This window comes from Candidatus Aalborgicola defluviihabitans (assembly GCF_016705985.1).
In the GTDB taxonomy this organism is placed as follows: Bacteria; Pseudomonadota; Gammaproteobacteria; order Burkholderiales; family Burkholderiaceae_C; genus Allorhodoferax; species Allorhodoferax defluviihabitans.
Genome location: NZ_JADJKN010000005.1, coordinates 410441 through 429236, shown reverse-complemented (window position 1 = coordinate 429236; position 18796 = coordinate 410441). Strand labels below are relative to the sequence as shown.

12 protein-coding genes, 1 pseudogene and 2 riboswitches are annotated in these 18796 nt (G+C 62.3%); of the genes and pseudogenes, 3 read left to right on the top strand and 10 right to left on the bottom strand.

The features are described from left to right. Complete coding sequence (locus tag IPI80_RS06815; protein WP_413858429.1) at positions 1-1311, bottom strand: O-acetylhomoserine aminocarboxypropyltransferase; 1311 nt, start codon at positions 1309-1311, stop codon at positions 1-3. 93 nt (positions 1312-1404) lie between these two features. Here IPI80_RS06815 and IPI80_RS06810 point away from each other — a divergent pair, with 93 nt between their 5' ends. After that, positions 1405-1875: a CBS domain-containing protein gene (locus IPI80_RS06810; protein ID WP_413858427.1), complete on the top strand. Its 471-nt coding sequence runs from the start codon at positions 1405-1407 to the stop codon at positions 1873-1875. Between the two features lie 59 nt (positions 1876-1934). Here IPI80_RS06810 and IPI80_RS06805 read toward each other — a convergent pair whose 3' ends face one another. Beyond that, entirely contained in the window at positions 1935-5525 is a 3591-nt protein-coding gene (locus IPI80_RS06805; RefSeq protein WP_413858425.1) for a class I SAM-dependent DNA methyltransferase, read from the bottom strand. 58 nt (positions 5526-5583) lie between these two features. Here IPI80_RS06805 and aroC point away from each other — a divergent pair, with 58 nt between their 5' ends. Further along, complete coding sequence (aroC, locus tag IPI80_RS06800; RefSeq protein ID WP_413858423.1) at positions 5584-6678, top strand: chorismate synthase; 1095 nt, start codon at positions 5584-5586, stop codon at positions 6676-6678. A 93-nt stretch (positions 6679-6771) separates the two neighbouring features. Further along, positions 6772-7218: a type II 3-dehydroquinate dehydratase gene (gene aroQ / locus IPI80_RS06795; protein WP_413858421.1), complete on the top strand. Its 447-nt coding sequence runs from the start codon at positions 6772-6774 to the stop codon at positions 7216-7218. On the opposite strand, the gene IPI80_RS06790 is transcribed toward aroQ, so the two are convergent. The 8 genes and pseudogenes from IPI80_RS06790 to gcvH form a co-directional block, all read right to left on the bottom strand. Beyond that, on the bottom strand, positions 7179-8813 hold the full coding sequence (locus IPI80_RS06790; RefSeq protein ID WP_413858419.1) for a diguanylate cyclase domain-containing protein: 1635 nt from the start codon (positions 8811-8813) through the stop codon (positions 7179-7181). The two genes, aroQ and IPI80_RS06790, sit on opposite strands and share 40 nt — an antisense overlap. Before the next feature lie 69 nt (positions 8814-8882). After that, complete coding sequence (locus tag IPI80_RS06785) at positions 8883-10058, bottom strand: ABC transporter permease (RefSeq protein ID WP_413858417.1); 1176 nt, start codon at positions 10056-10058, stop codon at positions 8883-8885. Next, entirely contained in the window at positions 10055-10846 is a 792-nt protein-coding gene (locus IPI80_RS06780; protein ID WP_413858415.1) for an ATP-binding cassette domain-containing protein, read from the bottom strand. The genes IPI80_RS06785 and IPI80_RS06780 overlap by 4 nt, the downstream gene beginning before the upstream one ends. Next, positions 10843-12348 (bottom strand): alpha/beta hydrolase, encoded by a 1506-nt coding sequence (locus IPI80_RS06775; RefSeq protein WP_413858413.1) that lies wholly within the window; start codon positions 12346-12348, stop codon positions 10843-10845. The genes IPI80_RS06780 and IPI80_RS06775 overlap by 4 nt, the downstream gene beginning before the upstream one ends. Positions 12349-12432: 84 nt before the next feature. Continuing rightward, positions 12433-13821 carry an L-serine ammonia-lyase gene (locus tag IPI80_RS06770; RefSeq protein ID WP_413858411.1) on the bottom strand — a complete coding sequence of 463 codons (1389 nt, stop codon included), beginning with the start codon at positions 13819-13821 and terminating at the stop codon, positions 12433-12435. Beyond that, entirely contained in the window at positions 13802-15082 is a 1281-nt protein-coding gene (locus IPI80_RS06765) for a D-amino acid dehydrogenase (RefSeq protein WP_413858409.1), read from the bottom strand. The genes IPI80_RS06770 and IPI80_RS06765 overlap by 20 nt, the downstream gene beginning before the upstream one ends. A 67-nt stretch (positions 15083-15149) precedes the next feature. Then, positions 15150-15262, bottom strand: a riboswitch (glycine riboswitch). Between the two features lie 11 nt (positions 15263-15273). Beyond that, positions 15274-15372: riboswitch (glycine riboswitch) on the bottom strand. Positions 15373-15486: 114 nt separating this feature from the next. After that, positions 15487-18342 (bottom strand): annotated as a pseudogene (gene gcvP, locus IPI80_RS06760) (aminomethyl-transferring glycine dehydrogenase); the annotation flags it as partial. Positions 18343-18376: 34 nt separating this feature from the next. Further along, positions 18377-18745, bottom strand: a complete 369-nt coding sequence (gcvH, locus tag IPI80_RS06755) for a glycine cleavage system protein GcvH (RefSeq protein WP_413858407.1) — start codon at positions 18743-18745, stop codon at positions 18377-18379. Positions 18746-18796: the final 51 nt, after the last annotated feature.

Here is an 18796-nt window from a genome sequence, read left to right as displayed (position 1 = left end):
TTAGACTCCAGCTTTCTCGGCGGCCTTGAGCGCACGCTTCAAATCGTCAATCAAATCGTCGGCATCTTCCAGCCCGATGGACAGGCGAATCGTCCCCTGCGTAATGCCGCCCGCTGCCAGCGCCTCGTCGGTCATGCGAAAGTGTGTGGTGCTGGCCGGGTGGATCACCAGGCTGCGGCAGTCGCCTACATTGGCCAGGTGGCTAAACACCTTGAGCGTCTCGATGAATTTCTTGCCCTGTTCGCGGTTGCCTTTGAGGTCAAAACTGAACACCGAACCCGCCCCCTTGGGCAAAAGCTTTTGCGCCAGCGCGTGGCTGGGGTGGCTTTCCAGCATGGGGTGGCCCACACGGCCCACAAAGGGCTGGCTGGCCAGGAACTGCACCACCTTCTCGGTGTTGCGCATGTGGCGTTCCATGCGCAGGCTCAGCGTCTCTACGCCTTGCAGAATCAGCCAGGCCGTGTGCGGGCTCATGCAAGCGCCAAAGTCGCGCAGGCCTTCGCGCCGCGCGCGCAGCAAGAAGGCGCCCACGGTGCTTTCTTCACTAAAGTTCATGCCATGAAAACCGTCGTAGGGCGCGGCCAGTTCTTCAAATTTGCCGCTGGCCGCGTAGGCACGTGCCCAGTCAAAACTGCCACCATCCACTACGATGCCGCCAATGACTGTGCCGTGGCCACTGAGGAACTTGGTGGCCGAGTGGTAGACCAGATCGGCCCCCAGTGCCAGCGGCTGCATCAGCCACGGAGAGGTCAACGTGGAGTCCACCAGCAGCGGGACACCAGCCTCGTGGGCGATGGCAGACACCGTGGGAATGTCCAGCACCTCCAGCCCGGGGTTGCCCACGGTTTCACCAAACAGCAGCTTGGTGTTGGGGCGGATGGCGGCCTTCCAGCCGTCCATATCGCCTGGCTTGACGAAAGTGGTCTCAATGCCGAATCGGCGCAGGGTGTAGTGCAGCAGGTTTTGTGAGCCGCCGTAAAGCGCCGTACTGGCCACGATGTGCGAGCCGGCACCCATCAGCGTGGCAATGCTCAGGTGCAGGGCCGCCTGGCCGCTGGCCACCGTAATGGCGCCAATGCCGCCTTCCAGTGCCGCAACGCGTTGCTCCAGCACCGCGTTGGTCGGGTTGCTGATGCGGCTGTACACATGGCCCGCGCGTTCCAGGTTGAACAGCGACTGCGCGTGTTCGCTGGATTCGAAAACGAAGGAGGTAGTGAGGTGAATGGGCACGGCGCGGGCGCCGGTGGCGTCGGGGGTGGCGCCTGCGTGCAGGGCCAGGGTGTCAAATCCGGGGTCAGCGTAACCGGGCATAGAAATTCTCCGCATTTCGAGCAGTGATGAAACCTGCCGATTGTGGGCTATATTTGGGTGAATTTTGCCAACTCGGTGCAACAAGGAAAACCCATGAAAGTCAGCGATATCCTGCGCGTCAAGGGCGGCACGCTCTACACCACCACCCCCGAAGATTCCCTGGCCGATGCCGCCGGGCTCATGGCCGAAAAAGACATAGGCTCATTGGTGGTCATCTCGAATGGCCGGGTCGTGGGCATGCTGACTTTTCGCGAAGTGATCATTGCGGTGGTCAAAAACGGTGGTGCTTTTGGTACCACCTCGGTCTATCGGGCCATGGACAACGGCCCGCTGATCTGCACCATGGAAACCGACATGGACGAGGTGCGCCGCATGATGCTGGACCGCCACGCGCGCTACATGCCGGTGATGGACAAGGGCATGCTGATGGGTGTGATCAGCTTCTACGACGTCGCCAAGACGGTGGTGGACAGCCAGAATTTTGAAAACAAGATGCTCAAGGCCTATATCCGCGACTGGCCTGAGGGCGAAGACGACACCCCTGCTGACAACGCCAAAGGCTGACCCGGGTTAGCGGCAAGACACACGGCTTCTAGCCGTTGTACCCTGCCGGGATATTGCGCCTAGCTTCTCCAGTCAGCGCCAACGCGACGCGCGCGCCCCAAGGCTTCCAGCGTTTCCAGAATGCGGGGCAGACTTTTCTTCCAGGGGCCACGGCCTTTGAAGCTGGCCTCCAGGGCTGACAGTGGCAGGGCGGTGTTGGCGCTGGCTAGCAGTTGGGCCACTGCGCGCACCTGCTCGGGCAGGGTCGCAGGCCAGGCCAGGGTGGTGCTGGTGGCTGGCGCCATAGCCGTTTTATCGGAATTGTTTAGTGCCAAATCTGCCTGTAGCCCTCGTGGAATATACGTAGGCAGCTCCTTGTTTGATAGCGAATCCACCACAACCGGATTTTGAAACTCAGGGCGCAACCAGCGTACCAGACCGGTCTTTTCTTCTGCAGCGCGTCGTGCGTTCAGGGCCACCAGGCGGATTAGCAACTCTGGCGTGTCGGCAGGCGTGGCGTGCAGGTCGGCCCAACCGTAGGCCTGCAACACCGCTGTGTCCAGTTCGTCGTGCAGCTCTTTGAGGACGCCTACCAGGCCTTGGGTGTGGATGGTCTTTTCTTTGGCCGTTAGTTCGCGGCCTTCTCTTAAGGCTTCTAGTACGTTGTAGAGGCCGGTCAGGGTTAGCTTGTCTGCCTTCTTTGCGGGGGACGCCTGCACCAGCACGCGCTTGCGGTGCGCGTCGATCTGCTCGGCCAGGTGGGCGATGCGGGTGCGTAGGTCGGGGGTTAGGCCGGTGTCTTCGGAGGGGAAGGGGAAGGCCTCGAAGCAACGTGTTTTTACGTACACCGGGTCGTTGCCCACGCCCAGCCAACTACCTGCCGCCAGCGACCAGTCCACGTGGGTGCGGCTGGACAGTACGCCGAGCGAGAACGCATCGGCCAAGGCGATGGCGATGAGCTTGTTGTCGGGCAGCACCGAGGCGGACAGAAACTGGAAGGTGCGGTGTTTGGATGTTTCTACGGTGGCGATGAAGCGGGGTAGGGTGGCGAGTTGCTTGCGCATTTCTTGCCGAGGTTTGCCGAAGAGCCACCACAGCGCCGCGTAGCCAGCGCCGTCTTTGCTCGTGCCCTTCGCGTCGCGCTCCGGCTTCACGCGTTCCAAAAGCCTTTGGTACACGGCAGGAAATTGGTTGCGGAGTTGCTCGGCGGTCAGACCAAATGCGTCTATGACTTTTACCCCTCGCGGTCCGTCGGTCAGGTCGCGGCCATTGCGGTATTCGCGGATCACGCGTTCCAAGCCGGTGATGCCTCCAAGTCCGAGTGCAAGCGCTTCTGCAGGGGTGATGATGAAGCCTGCCCCGAATAACATGACGCCGCGGCTGGTGATTCCGCCATTGGCTCGCAGCGCCACAGCCGATGCCACGTTGGCCCCCACGCTCAAATCCGCATGGATCAACCCCGTTTGCTCGTCCAGCGTGACAGCCACCTCGCCATACTCGCCGGTTTGCTCATCGGCGACCGCGAGCAAACGGCCCTCCAGCGGCGAATTACCAGCCTGAACCACGGTCATCGCAATCCGCACCGCCGCACCATTGGCCGAGTCCACCCACGGGTGGTCCGCTATGGCGAACACCAGCGACGCACCGCCAGCAGTGGGGTGCGGTTTGTCGCCGACCGATTTCTGCGCGTTTGGCAGTATGAGGGCGGCGGCAAACTGTGCCCCGCTGCCATCCAACACTGCCTGCACCACCCGCCGGTTAAACGTCTGCCGCAAGCTATTGGTCGTAATCAACCCCGAGCGCTGCACTAAACCCGCAGCCACTAAAGCAGCGGCATGCCCCCACCAATACATCACAAAATCTGCCGATTCCGGTACATCGCTCCACACCTTGCGCAAGGTTTCTACATAGCCATCGCCCAGCGCCGCGCGCATGGTCGACGCGCCAATGAACGGCGGGTTGCCCACAATGAAATCCACCTGCGGCCACTGCGCCTTGCGCGGGTTCAGATATTTCCATTGCGGCACCTGGGCAGCTTCGTCGGGCACCTGCGCGCCAGTGACAGGGTGGATTTTGAAGGTGGTGCCGTCCCAACGGGTTAACAGCACGCCATGCGGGTCGTAGGCGGGCTCCAGGTCGTCCCACGCCAGCACCGCGTCGCGGCATTCGATGTTGCCGTAGTTGTGCACTACCGGCTCGGCCACGGCCTTGTTGCCACGGGTGCGAATGTGCCACTGCAAGTAGCCAATCCACAACACCAGCTCGGCCAGCGCGGCGGCGCGCTCGTTCAGCTCAATACCGCGCAACTGCTGCAAGGTAACCGTTTCGCCCTCCAGCGCCAGACTGTCTTGCGTTTGACCCAAGGCCTCTAGCTGGTTGAGCACCTCGCCTTCCAGCCGCTTCAAGTGTTCCAGCGTCACGTACAAAAAGTTGCCACTGCCACACGCCGGGTCTAACACGCGGGTGGTGCAGAGCTGGTGGTGAAACTTGTGAACCTCGGCGCGGGCCTCGGCCATTTTGTTGTCATGCGCTTTGCCGCTGAGTTCGGCCGCTTCTTGGGCCAGCACCACGGCAGCGGCTTGGGCGTTGGCCCATTCCATGCGCAAGGGCTCGATCACGGTGGGCAGCACCAGGCGCTCTACATAGGCACGTGGCGTGTAGTGGGCGCCCAGCGCGTGGCGCTCGGTGGGGTCCAGCGCGCGCTCCAGCAAGGTGCCAAAAATGGCGGGCTCTACCTCGCGCCAGTTGGCTTGGGCGGCGGCGATGAGTTGGTCGATTTGCTCCCGATTCAATAGCAAGCTATATCCATCCGACGAGGGCTCCTTGAACAATTTGCCATTGAAGTGCAGCACGGGTGCAGCCAGCGCAGCGCAAAAGCCACCGTGGTCCATGTCGGTCCACAGGATGCGCAGCATTTGCTGCGCTGTTGCGGGCTGGTCGCGGTAGGTTTGCAGCAGTTTTATAAAGCTGCCTTCGGGCAGTAGCTCTACATCTTCGGCAAACATACTGAACAGGCAGCGGGTCAAGAATGCGCCCACGTGGTCGGCGCGGTGGCCGCTTTGCTCCAGCGATTTGGCCAGTTTGGCCAGTTGCCCCGCCACTTCGCGGGTGACGCGGGCGCTGGCGCGGCTGGGGTCCAGGCTGTGCGGGTCGGTCCAGATGGCGCGCAAGGTGGCACGCACCTCGGGCTTGGCCAAATCGGCCAACTTGATGCGGTGGCTGCGCGGGTCTGGGAACGGGGTGTAGGTGGCGCCGCTTTGGGTGAACTCTGCATACACTTCGATGACGTTGCCCACATCGACCACCAGGCAAAAAGGCGGGCGGCCTTCTGGCGCGGGCAGGGCGCGTGCATAGCCCTCGGCCTGTGCGCGGGCACGCATCAGCGCGTCGTCAAAACCTTTGGTGTGGCCGCCAGTCTTGAGCTTTTTGGCCTCCAGCACAAAGTGCCCCCGCCGGTAACAGTCGATACGCCCTGCGCTGCTGGAGCCATCACCGTGGTGGAAGGTAATGGGGCGCTCAAACATGTAGTCTTGTGCGGGTGTGGGGTGGGGCGGCGCTACCTGCAGCAGGTCACACAGCTCACGCACAAAGCTTTGGGCGGTGGACAGCTCTGACGCCGTGACACCGCTCCAGCGTGCGATGAATGTGTTGACGATATTTGCTTGTTGCACCGGCTTTTCTCCCTTGGGGTGCATGATAGCGACGCGGCGTCGGGGATAATCCCCACCTATGAGCGGCAATACCTTTGGACATCTCTTCGCAGTCACCAACTTTGGTGAATCCCACGGCCCGGCCATTGGCTGCGTGATTGACGGCTGTCCGCCGGGCATGGACTTGTGCGAGGCCGACATTCAGGGCGACCTGGACCGCCGCCGACCCGGCACCAGCCGCTTTGTCACCCAGCGCAACGAGCCCGATGCCGTGAAGATCTTGAGCGGCGTCTACCAGGGCAAGACCACTGGCACGCCGATTGCCCTGTTGATCGAAAACGTCGACCAACGCAGCAAAGACTACGGCAACATTCTGGAAACCTTCCGCCCCGGCCATGCGGATTACACCTACTTTCAGAAATACGGCATTCGCGACCCGCGCGGTGGTGGCCGCTCCAGCGCGCGCATGACTGCGCCCATGGTTGCCGCTGGCGCGGTGGCCAAAAAATGGTTGAAGGAAAAGTACGGCACCACCTTCAAAGGCTGCATGACGCAAATGGGTGAGCTGTCGATTGCGTTTGAGAGCTGGGACCACGTTTCCCACAACCCCTTCTTTGCCCCGGTGGCCGATGTGCAGGCGCTGGAAGACTACATGGACAGCATGCGCAAGTCTGGCGACTCGTGCGGAGCCAGGATTCGTGTTTGCGCCTCCAACGTGCCGGTGGGTCTGGGCGAGCCACTGTTTGACAAGATGGACGCGGACATTGCCTACGCCATGATGGGCATCAACGCCGTCAAGGGCGTGGAAATAGGCGCCGGCTTTGCCTGCGTGGCGCAGCGTGGCACCACGCATGGCGATTCGCTCACACCGGCGGGCTTTGCCAGCAACAACGCTGGTGGCGTGCTGGGTGGCATCAGCACCGGGCAAGACCTGGAGGTGAGTATTGCTGTCAAACCCACCAGCTCCATCATCACGCCGCGCGATTCGATTGATGTGGCCGGCAACGTCACCCAAATCATCACCAAAGGCCGCCACGACCCCTGCGTGGGCATCCGGGCCACCCCGATTGCCGAGGCCATGCTGGCCCTGGTGGTGATGGAACACGCCCTGCGCAACCGCGCCCAGTGTGGGGATGTGCAGCATGTGCTGCCACCGATTGCAGCCAGTATTTAGAGCGAAATGTGCCTCTAGCCCTCGTCTAATATACGTAGACAGCTATAAAAGTAGTAGCATTCTCCAAATCACTGAATTTCACGAAACTCCGCCATGAAAACTGCTTTTGTCCTCAACGGCCCCAACCTCAACCTGCTGGGCACGCGCGAACCGCAGGTGTATGGCACACAGACGTTGAATGATGTGCGCCTGTTGTGTGAGCGCGCGTGCGCTGCCAACGGTTTTGCGCTGGAATTTCGCCAGTCCAACCACGAAGGCGAATTGGTGGATTGGCTGCATGAAGCCGGCGCGCTGCATGCCAAGGGAAAACTGGCCGGTGTTATCTTGAATGCGGGTGCCTACACGCACACCAGCGTGGCGTTGCAGGACGCCATCAAAGGCACGGGTATCACGTTGATTGAGCTGCACATCAGCAATGTGCACGCGCGTGAGGCCTTTCGCCACCATTCCTACATTTCGCCAGCGGCCAACGCGGTCATGGCGGGCTTTGGGGTCAATGGCTATGCGCTGGCGATTGCCGGTCTGGCCGGAATGCAGTAGCTGCGCTGTCCACCGGCCTGTTTGGCCTTGTACATGGCGCTGTCGGCAGCCACCTGCAGGTCTTGTGGCGACACGGTGCCATCTCCCAAGGCGATACCAATGGATGCGCCAATGGTGTGCTGATCGCCATGCAAGGTGATGGGTTTTGCGATGGCATCCAGGCATTTGGTCGCTACGGCAGAGGCAGCTGCCTTTGCATGTTCGCCTGAACCCTGCAGATCGGTCAGCAGCAGCACAAATTCGTCACCACCCACTCGGGCCAGGGTATCAGACTCGCGCACCACCTCTGTCAGACGCTGGGCGATTTGCATTAGGGCGGCATCACCGGCTTCATGCCCCAACAGGTCGTTGATGGGCTTGAAACGGTCCAGATCCACATAGAGCAATGCCAGCTGGGTCTGGTTGCGACTGGCTCGGGCCAATGCTTGTGTCAGCCGATCGTTGAGCAGCGCGCGGTTGGGAAGGCCCGTTAGCACGTCGTGGTGTGCCATGTGTTCCATTTTTGCCTGACTGGCCTGTAACTTTTCCAGCAGGCGGTTAAAGGCTTCTGTCAGGTGGCCGACTTCATCCTGGCGCACCACTCTCAGGGGTTCCAAGGGGACGTCGCCACGGGTCATGCGGTCGGCGTGGTCGGCTGCGTGCAGCAGGGGACGAAATACATAGATCAGGAAGCCGCCGGTGATCAGCAAGAAAACCACCATGCTCAGGAAAGTGTTCTTGGCAACATACTGTTGGGTGCGGCCGATTACCGCAAATGCCTCTGACGAGGGTATGCGGGCTACCACAAACCAACCGGTACTGGGAACGGAAGCCACGGCGGAAATTTCTTCTACACCCTGGGCGTTGACCGTGATGCCAGTGCCGCGGTAGCCTTGCATAGCGCGGTCGTGCAAGGGGTTGACGCCGTCGGCCGGTGTAGGCTTAAGCACCATGGCTGGATCGGTGGACGCGACGAATAGCCGGTCGCGGGGGGAAATCAACAGAAAACTGCCGCCCTCACCAACACGGTCGTTCGGGGCAAAGCTCAGAAAGCCAGTGGCATCCAGGGCCGTCGTGCCGATCAGAATGGCTTGCACCTTGCCGGATGCATCGCGCACTGATACTGCCATGGGGAGGATGGGTTTTTGAATGACCGGGTCCACCGCCGGTGCGCCGATCGCGATAACGCCATCCCGGGCTACGCGGATGTAGTCGTGGTCGCCATAGTCCAGGCCAGCGCGCTCGGGGCGCTCTGGGTAATCGGCTACTACCTGGCCGTTGGTGGTGGTGACAACGAAGCCGTCCGAAAAGGATGATTGCAGCGCATGCCGGGAGCCCAACCATTCGCGCAATTGGGCAGGGTGGTTCAGCTGGTCCAGCGGCAGCGTGGCCGCCATTTGCTGGAGCAGCTTCTGGCGTTCCAGTATGTTCTGGTCGATGTCGCGCGCCACATAGTTGGCCAAGGTCAGTTGTTGTGTGGCCATCACCGCACCAACGTCTTCCCGCAGGTACTGCGTCAGCACCAAGGTGCGCGCCAGTGTTCCTAGCGCAACGAAAACGATGCCCACCAAGATGATGCGCGTGGCAAGGCTACCGATCACCCGTTGAAACTTCATCGAAGAATGATAGTCGAGCGAATTGACGCTTGTCAGGTCCAGCTTACCAGCACGCGCGAAATTTTGACGTCACCGTGCTACCGCAGCCCGCATCGACCACGCTACATAGCTCAGACAAGCAGCTGTGAGCGCCAGGCCGACGGCCACACTGGGAAGAATCTGCGCCCAGCCCAGTGTTTCGCCCTTGAGTACCAGCATCATCAGCGTGTTCTGGCTCAGACCCGGCACCCACAGGTACCACCAGGCCTCGCCGCCGGGGTTGAGCATGCTGATCATGGGCGACAGGGCGACCAGGGTAATGATTAACCCACTGCCGGCCTGCGCCTCCTTGAAGGTCTTGGAACGAATGGCCAGCGCCATCAATACCGCGCCCAGTCCGGCAGCCAGTGGCAGTTGCAATAGCCAGAACGAAATAACCTCGGGCGCGCCAAAGCGGAACATGGCCTGCAGGCTGTCACTTTTCAAAAACCACTGTGCCGGGACAAAACTCAGGCTCGATATCAATGCCACCGCCATGCCCAGCGTGGCCACTGCGCACCACTTGCCCGTCACCAGCGCCAGGTGTTGTACCGGGTTCATCAGCAGCGGCTCCAGCGAACCCCGTTCGCGCTCGCCCGCCGTGCTGTCCAGGGCGGCAGTCAGCGCGCCGTACAACACCGCCATGATGATGAACATGGGAATGATGGCCGTCATGCGGGTGGCACGGGCCTGAACGCTGGCCAGGTCGCGCTCCTGCACCTCAACCGGCTGCAACAGGTCGGTGGAAACACCACGCAAGGCCAGGTTTAGCGTGGCACGCTCCCGGTTGAAGCCGGCCATCAGGCGCTGCAGGGGCGGCAAGCCGGCGCCGGCACGCTGGTTGGCACTGTCGCTTACCAGTTCCACTGTGGGGCGCTCGCCTTCCAGCAGATCGCGCTCAAACGATGGTTTGATGACCAGCACCGGCTCCAGCAAGGTGGATGCGTGCAGGCGGGCTTCGTAGTCCGGCGGCGCGGTTTTGATGGTGTACGTCTGTCGCTCCAGGTAGTTGCGAAGGCTGGGTGCATGTTCCATGCCAGCCACCAGGACCTCGTGCTTTTCTGCGCGGTCTTCCAGCGACGAAATCAGCCCCGATACCGCCAGTAGCAGCAAGGGCCCCATCAGCACCGCCGGCACCAAGAGTCGTAGCAAGGTGCGGCGGTCGCGCAAGGCGTCCATGATCTCTTTGGCGACAACGATGGCCATGTTCCGCAAAAACGTTTTCATGGTTGACCTCCTGCTGGCTGGGCTTCAAAGGCCAGCTGGACAAACGCGTCTTCAAAATTGGCTTTACCGGTCTGGGCCAGCAACTCGTCTACCGTGCCTTCTGCCACGCTGCTCCCATGGGCCATGATCACCACATGCTCACACAGCTGCTGCACCTCCGGCATGATGTGCGTGGAAAAAACGATGCACTTGTTGCCCCCTTCGGGCGAACGCAGGTAGCGCAGGGCGTCGCGCAGGGCGCGGGTGGCCAGTACGTCCAGTCCGTTGGTGGGCTCGTCCAGCACAATGTTGGCCGGGTCGTGCACCAAGGCACGCGCCAGCGCCGTCTTCATGCGCTCGCCCTGGCTGAATCCTTCGGCGCGCCGGTCCAAAATCGAAGCCATGTCCAGCAAGCGCGATAGCTCTTCGGCACGGTCGTTTGCCGCGTCGTGCGCCATGCCCTGCAGGCGGCCAAAATAGACTACGTTTTCCCGTGCGGTGAGGCGCGGGTACAGACCATGCGCATCACCCAAAATGCCCATGCGAGCCAACGCCGCCCTGGGTTGCTGTGCCACGGCAATGCCATCTACAGAGATGCTGCCACTGTCGGGTTGGAACAGGGCACCCAACATGCGCAGCGTGGTGGTCTTGCCGGCGCCGTTGGGGCCCAGCAAACCAGTGATACGCCCATTGGGTGCATGCAGGTTGACGCTGCGCACTGCCTGCACCAACTGCTTGGGTGCGCGACGAAATGGCTTGGCGGTGCCAGGTAGCTCAAACCGCTTGCTGACTTGGTCGATCTGGATCATGGTTGGCCTGCGGCTTTGGTGTTGGGTGCAATGGGGGGCAGAAAGACATCAGGCCTGGGAATGTGGACGGCACAGCTGGCGTCTTGTGGCAACGCCAGAGCGTCGGTGGCCGCCGTAATGAAGCGAAACACCACATCGTGCATGCAGCCCAGGCTCATGACGCCATGCCCAGCTTGCGGTACGACGATGTGCTGCGCCTTGGCTCCCAGCGCGGCGGCTACGCGTGCTCCGTGGCGTGGCGGAGTCGCTGGGTCGGCCCCACCGCTGAGCAACAGCACCGGGGTCTGTGCCTTGGGTACTTGGTAGAAATCGGCATCCACCGCACCCCGTGGCCAAAAGCTGCAGACTGCGCGGTACAGATCGGCGTCCGAGGTGCCGAAGTCAGCCCCGACCGGCTGTGTGTCTGTGGTCAGTCGCGGCACATCTTCGGTGCAGACCACCGAAAAATGCATGCCCATGGCGAGCCGCAAGGCTTTGGATGACGCCAGTGCCCCCGATAGACCCAGTAGTCCCTCATAGCGCCCCTGCGCCGCCGCACGGATGGCCGCCGGCAACGCCGCAGCCAGGGCCGGTGCATACAGTGGAGCGCGAACCGACTGCAACACCGCACTGCGGGTCAATGTGAAGGTTTCCGGGATGCCAGTCATGGGTTGATTGACGGTCACCGTGCGGGGCAGCCCCGCCAGCAGGCTCTGCCACTCCTGGCGAAGGGTTGGAAAACGCCGCGCGCAACCACGGCCGGCTTGGGTGTCTTTTTCGCAGGCGGCAAACAAGGCATCCAGTGCGGCCTGGCCATCGACGGAGAAGCTGGCTGGCAAAACCATGTCGGGTGGCGCCACGCCGTCAAGCACAGTGCGGCGCACGCTGCCAGGGAACTGCCGCTGGTATTCCAGTGCCGCCCGGGTGCCGTAGGACGCGCCGACCAGGTTCCACTGGGTTACGCCCTGTTGCAGACGCACCGCTTCAAAATCCTGCATGGCCAGCGTGGTGGTGTAGAAGCGCAGATCCCCATAAGGCAATTTTTCGAGACTTTCCTTGCACTGGCGCAGGCGCTTGAGCTGTGCAGCGGGGTCCAGTGCTTCCTGTATTGGCAGGTGCGATTCATCGGCGCACTGCAGCGGCGCGGATTGACCGGTGCCGCGCTGGTCAATAAACACCAGATCACGCCGGTTGTTGAGTCGCCCCAGGCGCGACATTACGCTGGGCGCCACGCTGATGGCGCTTTGACCAGGGCCACCGGCCAGCAACAGCACCGCATCAGGCTGCTTGTTGCGGGCCATGGCGGGCACTACGAGGTAGTGCACATCGATTTGCGGGCCATTGGGTCGCGCAGGGTCGAGCGGGCGCTGCACGGTGCCGCATTGCACTTCGTTGGGAATACCCTCGACCCGGCAGGCCTGCAAGGCCGGTTTGGCTGCCATGGTTGCGGCTGTGGGCAAGAGCAAGCTGACCACTACCGTGGCGATCTGCACCCAGCGGGTTGAACGATGGTGGTGTGGCATGCGCAGTGTCTCCCTGCTGTGGTGAGGTGGCATCCTACCTCAGCCATTGCGGCAACGGCGCAACCTATTGGCAGGGCATTGGGCTCAGCACTCCACAATATTCACCGCCAGCCCGCCACGCGCTGTTTCTTTGTACTTGGTCTTCATGTCGGCGCCGGTTTCACGCATGGTCTTGATGACCTTGTCCAGGCTCACGAAGTGCGAACCATCACCCCGCAGCGCCATGCGCGCCGCGTTGATGGCCTTGACCGAGGCAATGGCGTTGCGTTCGATGCACGGAATCTGCACCAGCCCGCCCACGGGGTCGCAGGTCAGGCCCAGGTGGTGTTCCATGCCGATCTCGGCGGCGTTTTCCACCTGTTCGGGTGTGCCGCCCATGACCGCGCACAAGGCGCCCGCGGCCATCGAGCAGGCCACGCCCACCTCGCCCTGGCAGCCGACCTCGGCGCCGCTGATGCTGGCGTTCTCTTTGTACAGAATGCCGATGGCGGCGGCGGTGAGCAAAAAGTCGATGACCCCAGCATCGTTAGAACCCGGCACAAAACGCGTGTAGTAGTGCAGCACCGCCGGGATGATGCCCGCCGCGCCATTGGTGGGCGCCGTGACCACGCGCCCGCCGGCGGCGTTTTCTTCGTTGACGGCCAGGGCGTAGAGGTTGACCCAGTCCAGCACCTGCAGGGGGTCGCGCAGGGCGGCTTCGGGGTTGGCGCAGAGCGCTAGGTAGAGCGCGTGGGCGCGGCGTTTGACCTTGAAGCCACCGGGCAGCACGCCATCGGTGGCGCAGCCGCGCTTGACGCAGTCTTGCATCACCTGCCAGATGCGCAAGAGGCCAGCATCGATCTCGGCGTCGCTGCGCCAGTGCTGTTCGTTTTTGCGCATCACCTGCGCGATGGACAGGCCATGTTGCTGGGTCAGTTGCAACAAGGCATCACCCGTGGTGAAGGGCAGCGGCAGCACCGTGGCGTCGGGTGCAATCACTTTGTGGCGGCTGCCGTCGGTAGCCACTTCGTCGCTGACGATAAAGCCGCCGCCCACCGAGTAGTAGACGCGGTTGGCAAGCTCGTTTCCGACTGCGTCCAACGCCACAAATCGCATGCCGTTGGCGTGAAACGGCAGGGGTGCGCGCAGAAACTGCAGGTCATCCTTCTCTTGAAAGGCTATGCGGTGGGTGCCGCCCAACACCAATTGCCGCTCGGCGCGGATGGTGGCCACCAGATCGGCAATGCTGTCCACCGCCACCGTGTCTGGCTCGTGGCCGCACAAGCCCAGCAGCACGGCCACATCACTGGCGTGGCCCTTGCCAGTGGCGCCCAGTGAGCCATGCAGGGAGCACCGCACGGTGACAGTGCGCTCCAGCAGGCCGCCTTGTTGTAGGCGCAGCACGAACTGGCGTGCCGCACGCATCGGCCCCACGGTGTGCGAGCTGCTGGGGCCAATGCCAATTTTGAACAAATCAAATACGGATACTGCCATCGGGTACTCCTTTCAGGCCGAGTGTGACGGACGGCGCACGCTTTGCAAAGTGCTGCTGCACATGCCCCGCCAATTGGTGCGCCGTGATGGCCGACAGCGTCCAGCCCAGGTGGCCATGCCCCGTGTTGTAGAACACGTTGGCACGGCGACCCTGGCCTACGCGTGGCATCATGGCCGGCAACATCGGGCGCAGCCCGGCCCAAGGCTCGATGCGGCGCGTGCTCACGCCAGGGAAGCATTGGTTGACCCACTGCACCAGGGGCCGGATACGGTCGGCGCGGATGTCGTGGTCCACACCGTTGAATTCAGCCGTGCCCGCCACACGGAAGCGGTCTTGGCCCAAGCGGCTGGTGACCAGCTTGGTCTCGTCGTCCAGCAGGCTCACCTGGGGTGCCGCCTGCTGGCTGACTGCGTCATTCAATTCCACGGTGATGGAATAGCCCTTGACGGGATAGATGTTGAGCCGGTCGCCCAATTGCGCTGCAATGCCACGGCCATGCACACCGGCGCAAACCACGATGCTGTCAAAAACGTGGGTTTCGGTTTTCCCTTCGGTTTGCAGTGTGATCTGGGCGTTCTGGCCATCGGCCTGGGCGCGCAGTACCTCGCAGCCGTAGAGAAAATTCACACCCTTGCGTGCGCAGGCCTGCGACAGGCCGTGGGTGAATTTGTGGATGTCGCCGGTGGAGTCGCTCTCGGTGAAGTAGCCACCGTAATACCGGCCCGCCAGTGTGGGTTCTATGGCTTTCATTTCATCCGGTGTCACAGCGCGGCGTTCCAGGCCGCCCGCAGCCAGCATGGTCGAAACCCGCCCAGCATGGTCAAAGCCTTTTTTGTCGCGGTAAATGTGCAGAATGCCCTTGCGCACATGGTCAAAGTCAATGCCCTCGGCCTGTGCCCAGCCAAACAGGTGCTCGCGTGCGGCAATGGCCATGCGGGTGGTGGCCTCGGTGTTGTCGCGGTAGCGGGGAATGGCGGCCACAAACTCGGCCATCCAGCTCAGCTTGTGCCAGGTCGGCAGGGGGTTCATCAACAGCGGTGCGTCTTTGGTGAACATCCACTTCAAGCCTTTGACCAGGGTACTGGGGTGGGTCCAGACCTCGGCGTTGGAGGCTGATAGCTGGCCGCCGTTGGCGTACGACGTTTCCATGCCGGCGTAACGGTTCTTCTCGATCAGGGTGACGCGGTAGCCGGCCTTTGCCAGGGTGTAGGCGCTGGTGACGCCCGTGATGCCGCCGCCGATGATGGCAATGTGTTTCATGAAGCACTCTCTCAAAGATTAGTCGCAAACAAAGAAGTCGCCAACCCGCACACCGTGTGCGGGCCAGACGACCCCCTCTGTTTGAGACCTGAGAGATTCGCACCCCACCGGCTGGGCGGGGCGCTTGCTCCTGCGGTGTGCCGGGAGACAAATCCACGGCAACTCTTCAGAGTGCAAAGGGAAATAAATCCCTAACCGCAGCGGTCCTTTTGCCTGAGAGTTTCCGGGGTGGTTGCTCCTTCGGCGCTGTGTCTGGGGTTACCAGCTACAGGCTCTCCCGCTGCGGTGCCAGGTCTAGCCTGGCCAGGGCGGCGGCTGCAAAGCGGTGCCACCCCCCCCCCCCCCCCCCCCCCCCCCCCCCGTCGTGAATTTGGCTCAATCGGTCTTGACCGACGCCACTGGCAGCAGAACAGGTTGCGGTCGCCATACACGTTGTCCACTCGGCCCACAGCTGGCCAGTATTTCACCGCTTTAAGGCTAGCCACCGGGAAGGCTCCGACTTCACGGCTGTAGGGCCGGTCCCACGCATCACCCAGCAGGCTGGCCGCGGTGTGCGGGGCGTGCTTGAGCGGGTTGTTGTCTTGTGGCCATTCACCGCGTTCAACTTTAGTCACTTCGCCCCGGATGGCGATCATGGCGTTGATGAAGCGGTCCAGCTCGGCCAGGGTTTCGCTCTCGGTCGGCTCCACCATCAGGGTATTGACCACCGGGAACGACAGGGTGGGGGCGTGGAAGCCATAGTCCATCAGGCGCTTGGCCACGTCTTCGGCCATTACGCCGCTGGTGTCTTTGAGACCGCGCAGGTCCAAAATGCATTCGTGTGCCACGTGGCCATTGGCCGATGCGTACAGCGTGGGGTAGTGGTCGCTCAGGCGGGCGCTGATGTAGTTGGCCGCCAGAATGGCTGCCTCGGTGGCGTGCTGCAGACCGTCGGCGCCCATCATGCGGCAGTACATCCAGCTAATGGGCAGCACAGCCGCATTGCCCAACGGTGCAGCGCTGACAGCGCCCGAACCTTTGACGCCACCGGTTGCGTGGCCGGGCAAAAATGGAACCAGATCGGCCACCACGCAAACGGGGCCAACACCGGGGCCGCCACCGCCATGGGGGATGCAGAAGGTCTTGTGCAGGTTCAGGTGGCTCACATCGCCGCCAAACTCGCCGGGCGCTGCCGTGCCCACCAGGGCGTTCATGTTGGCACCGTCCACATAGACGCGGCCACCGTGGCTGTGCACCAGGGCGCACAGCTCTTTGACGCTGGTTTCAAACACGCCGTGGGTGCTGGGGTAGGTGATCATCACCGCCGCCAGATTGGCGCTGTGCTGTTCGCACTTGGCCTTCAGGTCGGCCATGTCCACGTTGCCGTTGTCGTCGCACTTGGTCACCACCACGGTCATGCCGACCATCATGGCGCTGGCGGGGTTGGTGCCGTGCGCGCTGGAGGGGATCAGGCAGATGTTGCGGTGGCCGTGGCCCTTGCTCTCGTGAAAGCCCTTGATGGCCAGCAGGCCGGCATATTCACCCTGGCTGCCGGCATTGGGTTGCAAACTGATGCCGGCATAGCCCGTGGCGGCGCACAGCCAGGCGCGCAACTGCACGTCCAGCTCGGCGTAGCCCTGGCGCTGATCGGCCGGGCAGAAGGGGTGGATGTCCGCAAACTCGGGCCAGGTGATGGGAATCATCTCGCTGGTGGCGTTGAGCTTCATGGTGCAGCTGCCCAGCGGGATCATGCTGCGGTCCAGCGCCAGGTCTTTGTCCGACAGCATGCGGATGTAGCGCAGCATGCCGGTCTCGGAGTGGTGGGTGTTGAACACCGGGTGGGTCAGGAAGGCGCTGGTGCGCAACAGCTTGGCGGGAATCAACGATTCGGTGCCGGCTTCGAGCGACTCAACCGTTGGCAGTGCCTGGCCGTCTTTGGCAAAGAAGGACCAGATCAGGGCCAGATCGGCGCGGGTGGTGGTCTCGTCGAGCGAGACGCAAATGTAATCATCCCAGGCAATTCGCACGTTAGCCCTCGCCGCTACAGCGCGAGCAGCTATTGTTTTGGTAGCAGCTCCTGTTTTGTAGCTCAGCGTGTCAAATGCCGACTCGTGGTGCGTGGTCGTAAAGCCCAGTTGCGCCAGACCCTTGGACAGGATGGCGGTGTAGCGCGCCACGCGCTGGGCAATGCGCTTCAAGCCCGCAGGCCCGTGGTACACGGCGTACATGCTGGACACGACGGCTGGCAACACCTGCGCGGTGCAGATGTTGGACGTGGCCTTTTCGCGGCGGATGTGCTGTTCGCGCGTTTGCAGCGCCAGCCGGTAGGCCGGGTTGCCGTGGCTGTCGACGCTGACGCCCACCAGGCGGCCGGGCATGGAGCGCTTGTATTCGTCGCGGCAGGCCATGTAGGCGGCGTGCGGGCCTCCGGCGCACAGGGGCATGCCAAAGCGCTGGGTCGTGCCAATCGCAATGTCGGCGCCCATTTCGCCCGGAGGCACCACCAGCGTTAGTGCCAGCAGGTCGGCGGCCATGATGAAGGCCGCGTTCTTGGCATGCACCTTGTCGGCCTCAGGCTTCCAGTCGGTCAGCCAGCCGCTGCTGGCGGGGTATTGGGCAAGCGCAGCAAAGTAATCGTCACCGGCAATGGCGGCTTCCCATTCGTCGGCCGAGTTGGCCACCTTGACTGTAAAGCCCATGGGCTTGGCGCGGGTCTGGACCACTTCGATGGTTTGTGGGTGGCAGTCGCCGCTGACCACAAACACGTTGCCTTTGGCCTTGACCGTGCGTTTGGCCAGCGTCATGGCTTCGGCGGCTGCCGTGGCTTCGTCCAGCATGGAGGCGTTGGCCATGGGCATGGCGGTCAGGTCGCAGATCATGGTCTGGAAGTTGACCAGTGCCTCCATGCGGCCCTGTGAAATCTCGGCCTGGTAGGGCGTGTAGGCGGTGTACCAGGCGGGGTTTTCCAGCACGTTGCGCAGAATCACGCCGGGCGTGTGCGTGCCGTAGTAGCCCTGGCCAATGAAACTTTTGAAGATCTGATTTTTACCTGCCAGTGTCTTGAGCTCGGCCAGTGCTGCGGCCTCAGAAATGGCATCGGGGATAGCCATCTTGGTGCTGCGGGCGATGGATCGCGGCACGATGCTGGCGATGAGCGCGCTGCGCGAGCTTTCGCCAATGGCCTGGAGCATGCGCTGCTCGTCGGCCTCGTCGATGCCGATGTGGCGGGCGACGAATTCGTTGGCGTTTTCAAGCTGAGTGAGAGTGGGCGTTGTAGGCATGGGCGAGGAGCAGTAGTGTCGGGGACGGGCCAGTTCAGGATGCGGAAAATGCGGTGTAGCTGGTCTCGTCCATCATGGCGTCCAGTTCGGAGACATTGGACAGCTTGACCTTGAAGAACCAGCCTGCGTTCATGGGGTCGGTGTTGGCCAGGGCCGGGTCGGCGCGCAGGGCTTCGTTCACTTCGGTGATCTCGCCGCTAACCGGCATGTACACATCGGCCGCCGCTTTGACCGACTCCACCACGCCAGCAATGGCCTTGGCTTCCAGGGTGGCGCCTACTTCGGGCAGGTCAACAAACACCACATCGCCCAGCGCGTCTTGCGCATGGTGCGTGATGCCCACGGTGGCGATGGCGCCTTCAACTTTGAGCCACTCGTGATCGGGGGTGTACTTAATGGACATGGAAAACTCCTGAGAAAAATGAAAACAATTAAAAATGGATCAACCGCAATG

Coding starts and splice junctions, on each gene's coding strand:
- IPI80_RS06770 (WP_413858411.1), bottom strand. CDS start 13,821: ATGGCAGTATCCGTATTTGATTTGTTCAAAATTGGCATTGGCCCCAGC.
- aroC (WP_413858423.1), top strand. CDS start 5,584: ATGAGCGGCAATACCTTTGGACATCTCTTCGCAGTCACCAACTTTGGT.
- gcvH (WP_413858407.1), bottom strand. CDS start 18,745: ATGTCCATTAAGTACACCCCCGATCACGAGTGGCTCAAAGTTGAAGGC.
- IPI80_RS06810 (WP_413858427.1), top strand. CDS start 1,405: ATGAAAGTCAGCGATATCCTGCGCGTCAAGGGCGGCACGCTCTACACC.
- aroQ (WP_413858421.1), top strand. CDS start 6,772: ATGAAAACTGCTTTTGTCCTCAACGGCCCCAACCTCAACCTGCTGGGC.
- IPI80_RS06780 (WP_413858415.1), bottom strand. CDS start 10,846: ATGATCCAGATCGACCAAGTCAGCAAGCGGTTTGAGCTACCTGGCACC.
- IPI80_RS06785 (WP_413858417.1), bottom strand. CDS start 10,058: ATGAAAACGTTTTTGCGGAACATGGCCATCGTTGTCGCCAAAGAGATC.
- IPI80_RS06775 (WP_413858413.1), bottom strand. CDS start 12,348: ATGCCACACCACCATCGTTCAACCCGCTGGGTGCAGATCGCCACGGTA.
- IPI80_RS06790 (WP_413858419.1), bottom strand. CDS start 8,813: ATGAAGTTTCAACGGGTGATCGGTAGCCTTGCCACGCGCATCATCTTG.
- IPI80_RS06815 (WP_413858429.1), bottom strand. CDS start 1,311: ATGCCCGGTTACGCTGACCCCGGATTTGACACCCTGGCCCTGCACGCA.
- IPI80_RS06765 (WP_413858409.1), bottom strand. CDS start 15,082: ATGAAACACATTGCCATCATCGGCGGCGGCATCACGGGCGTCACCAGC.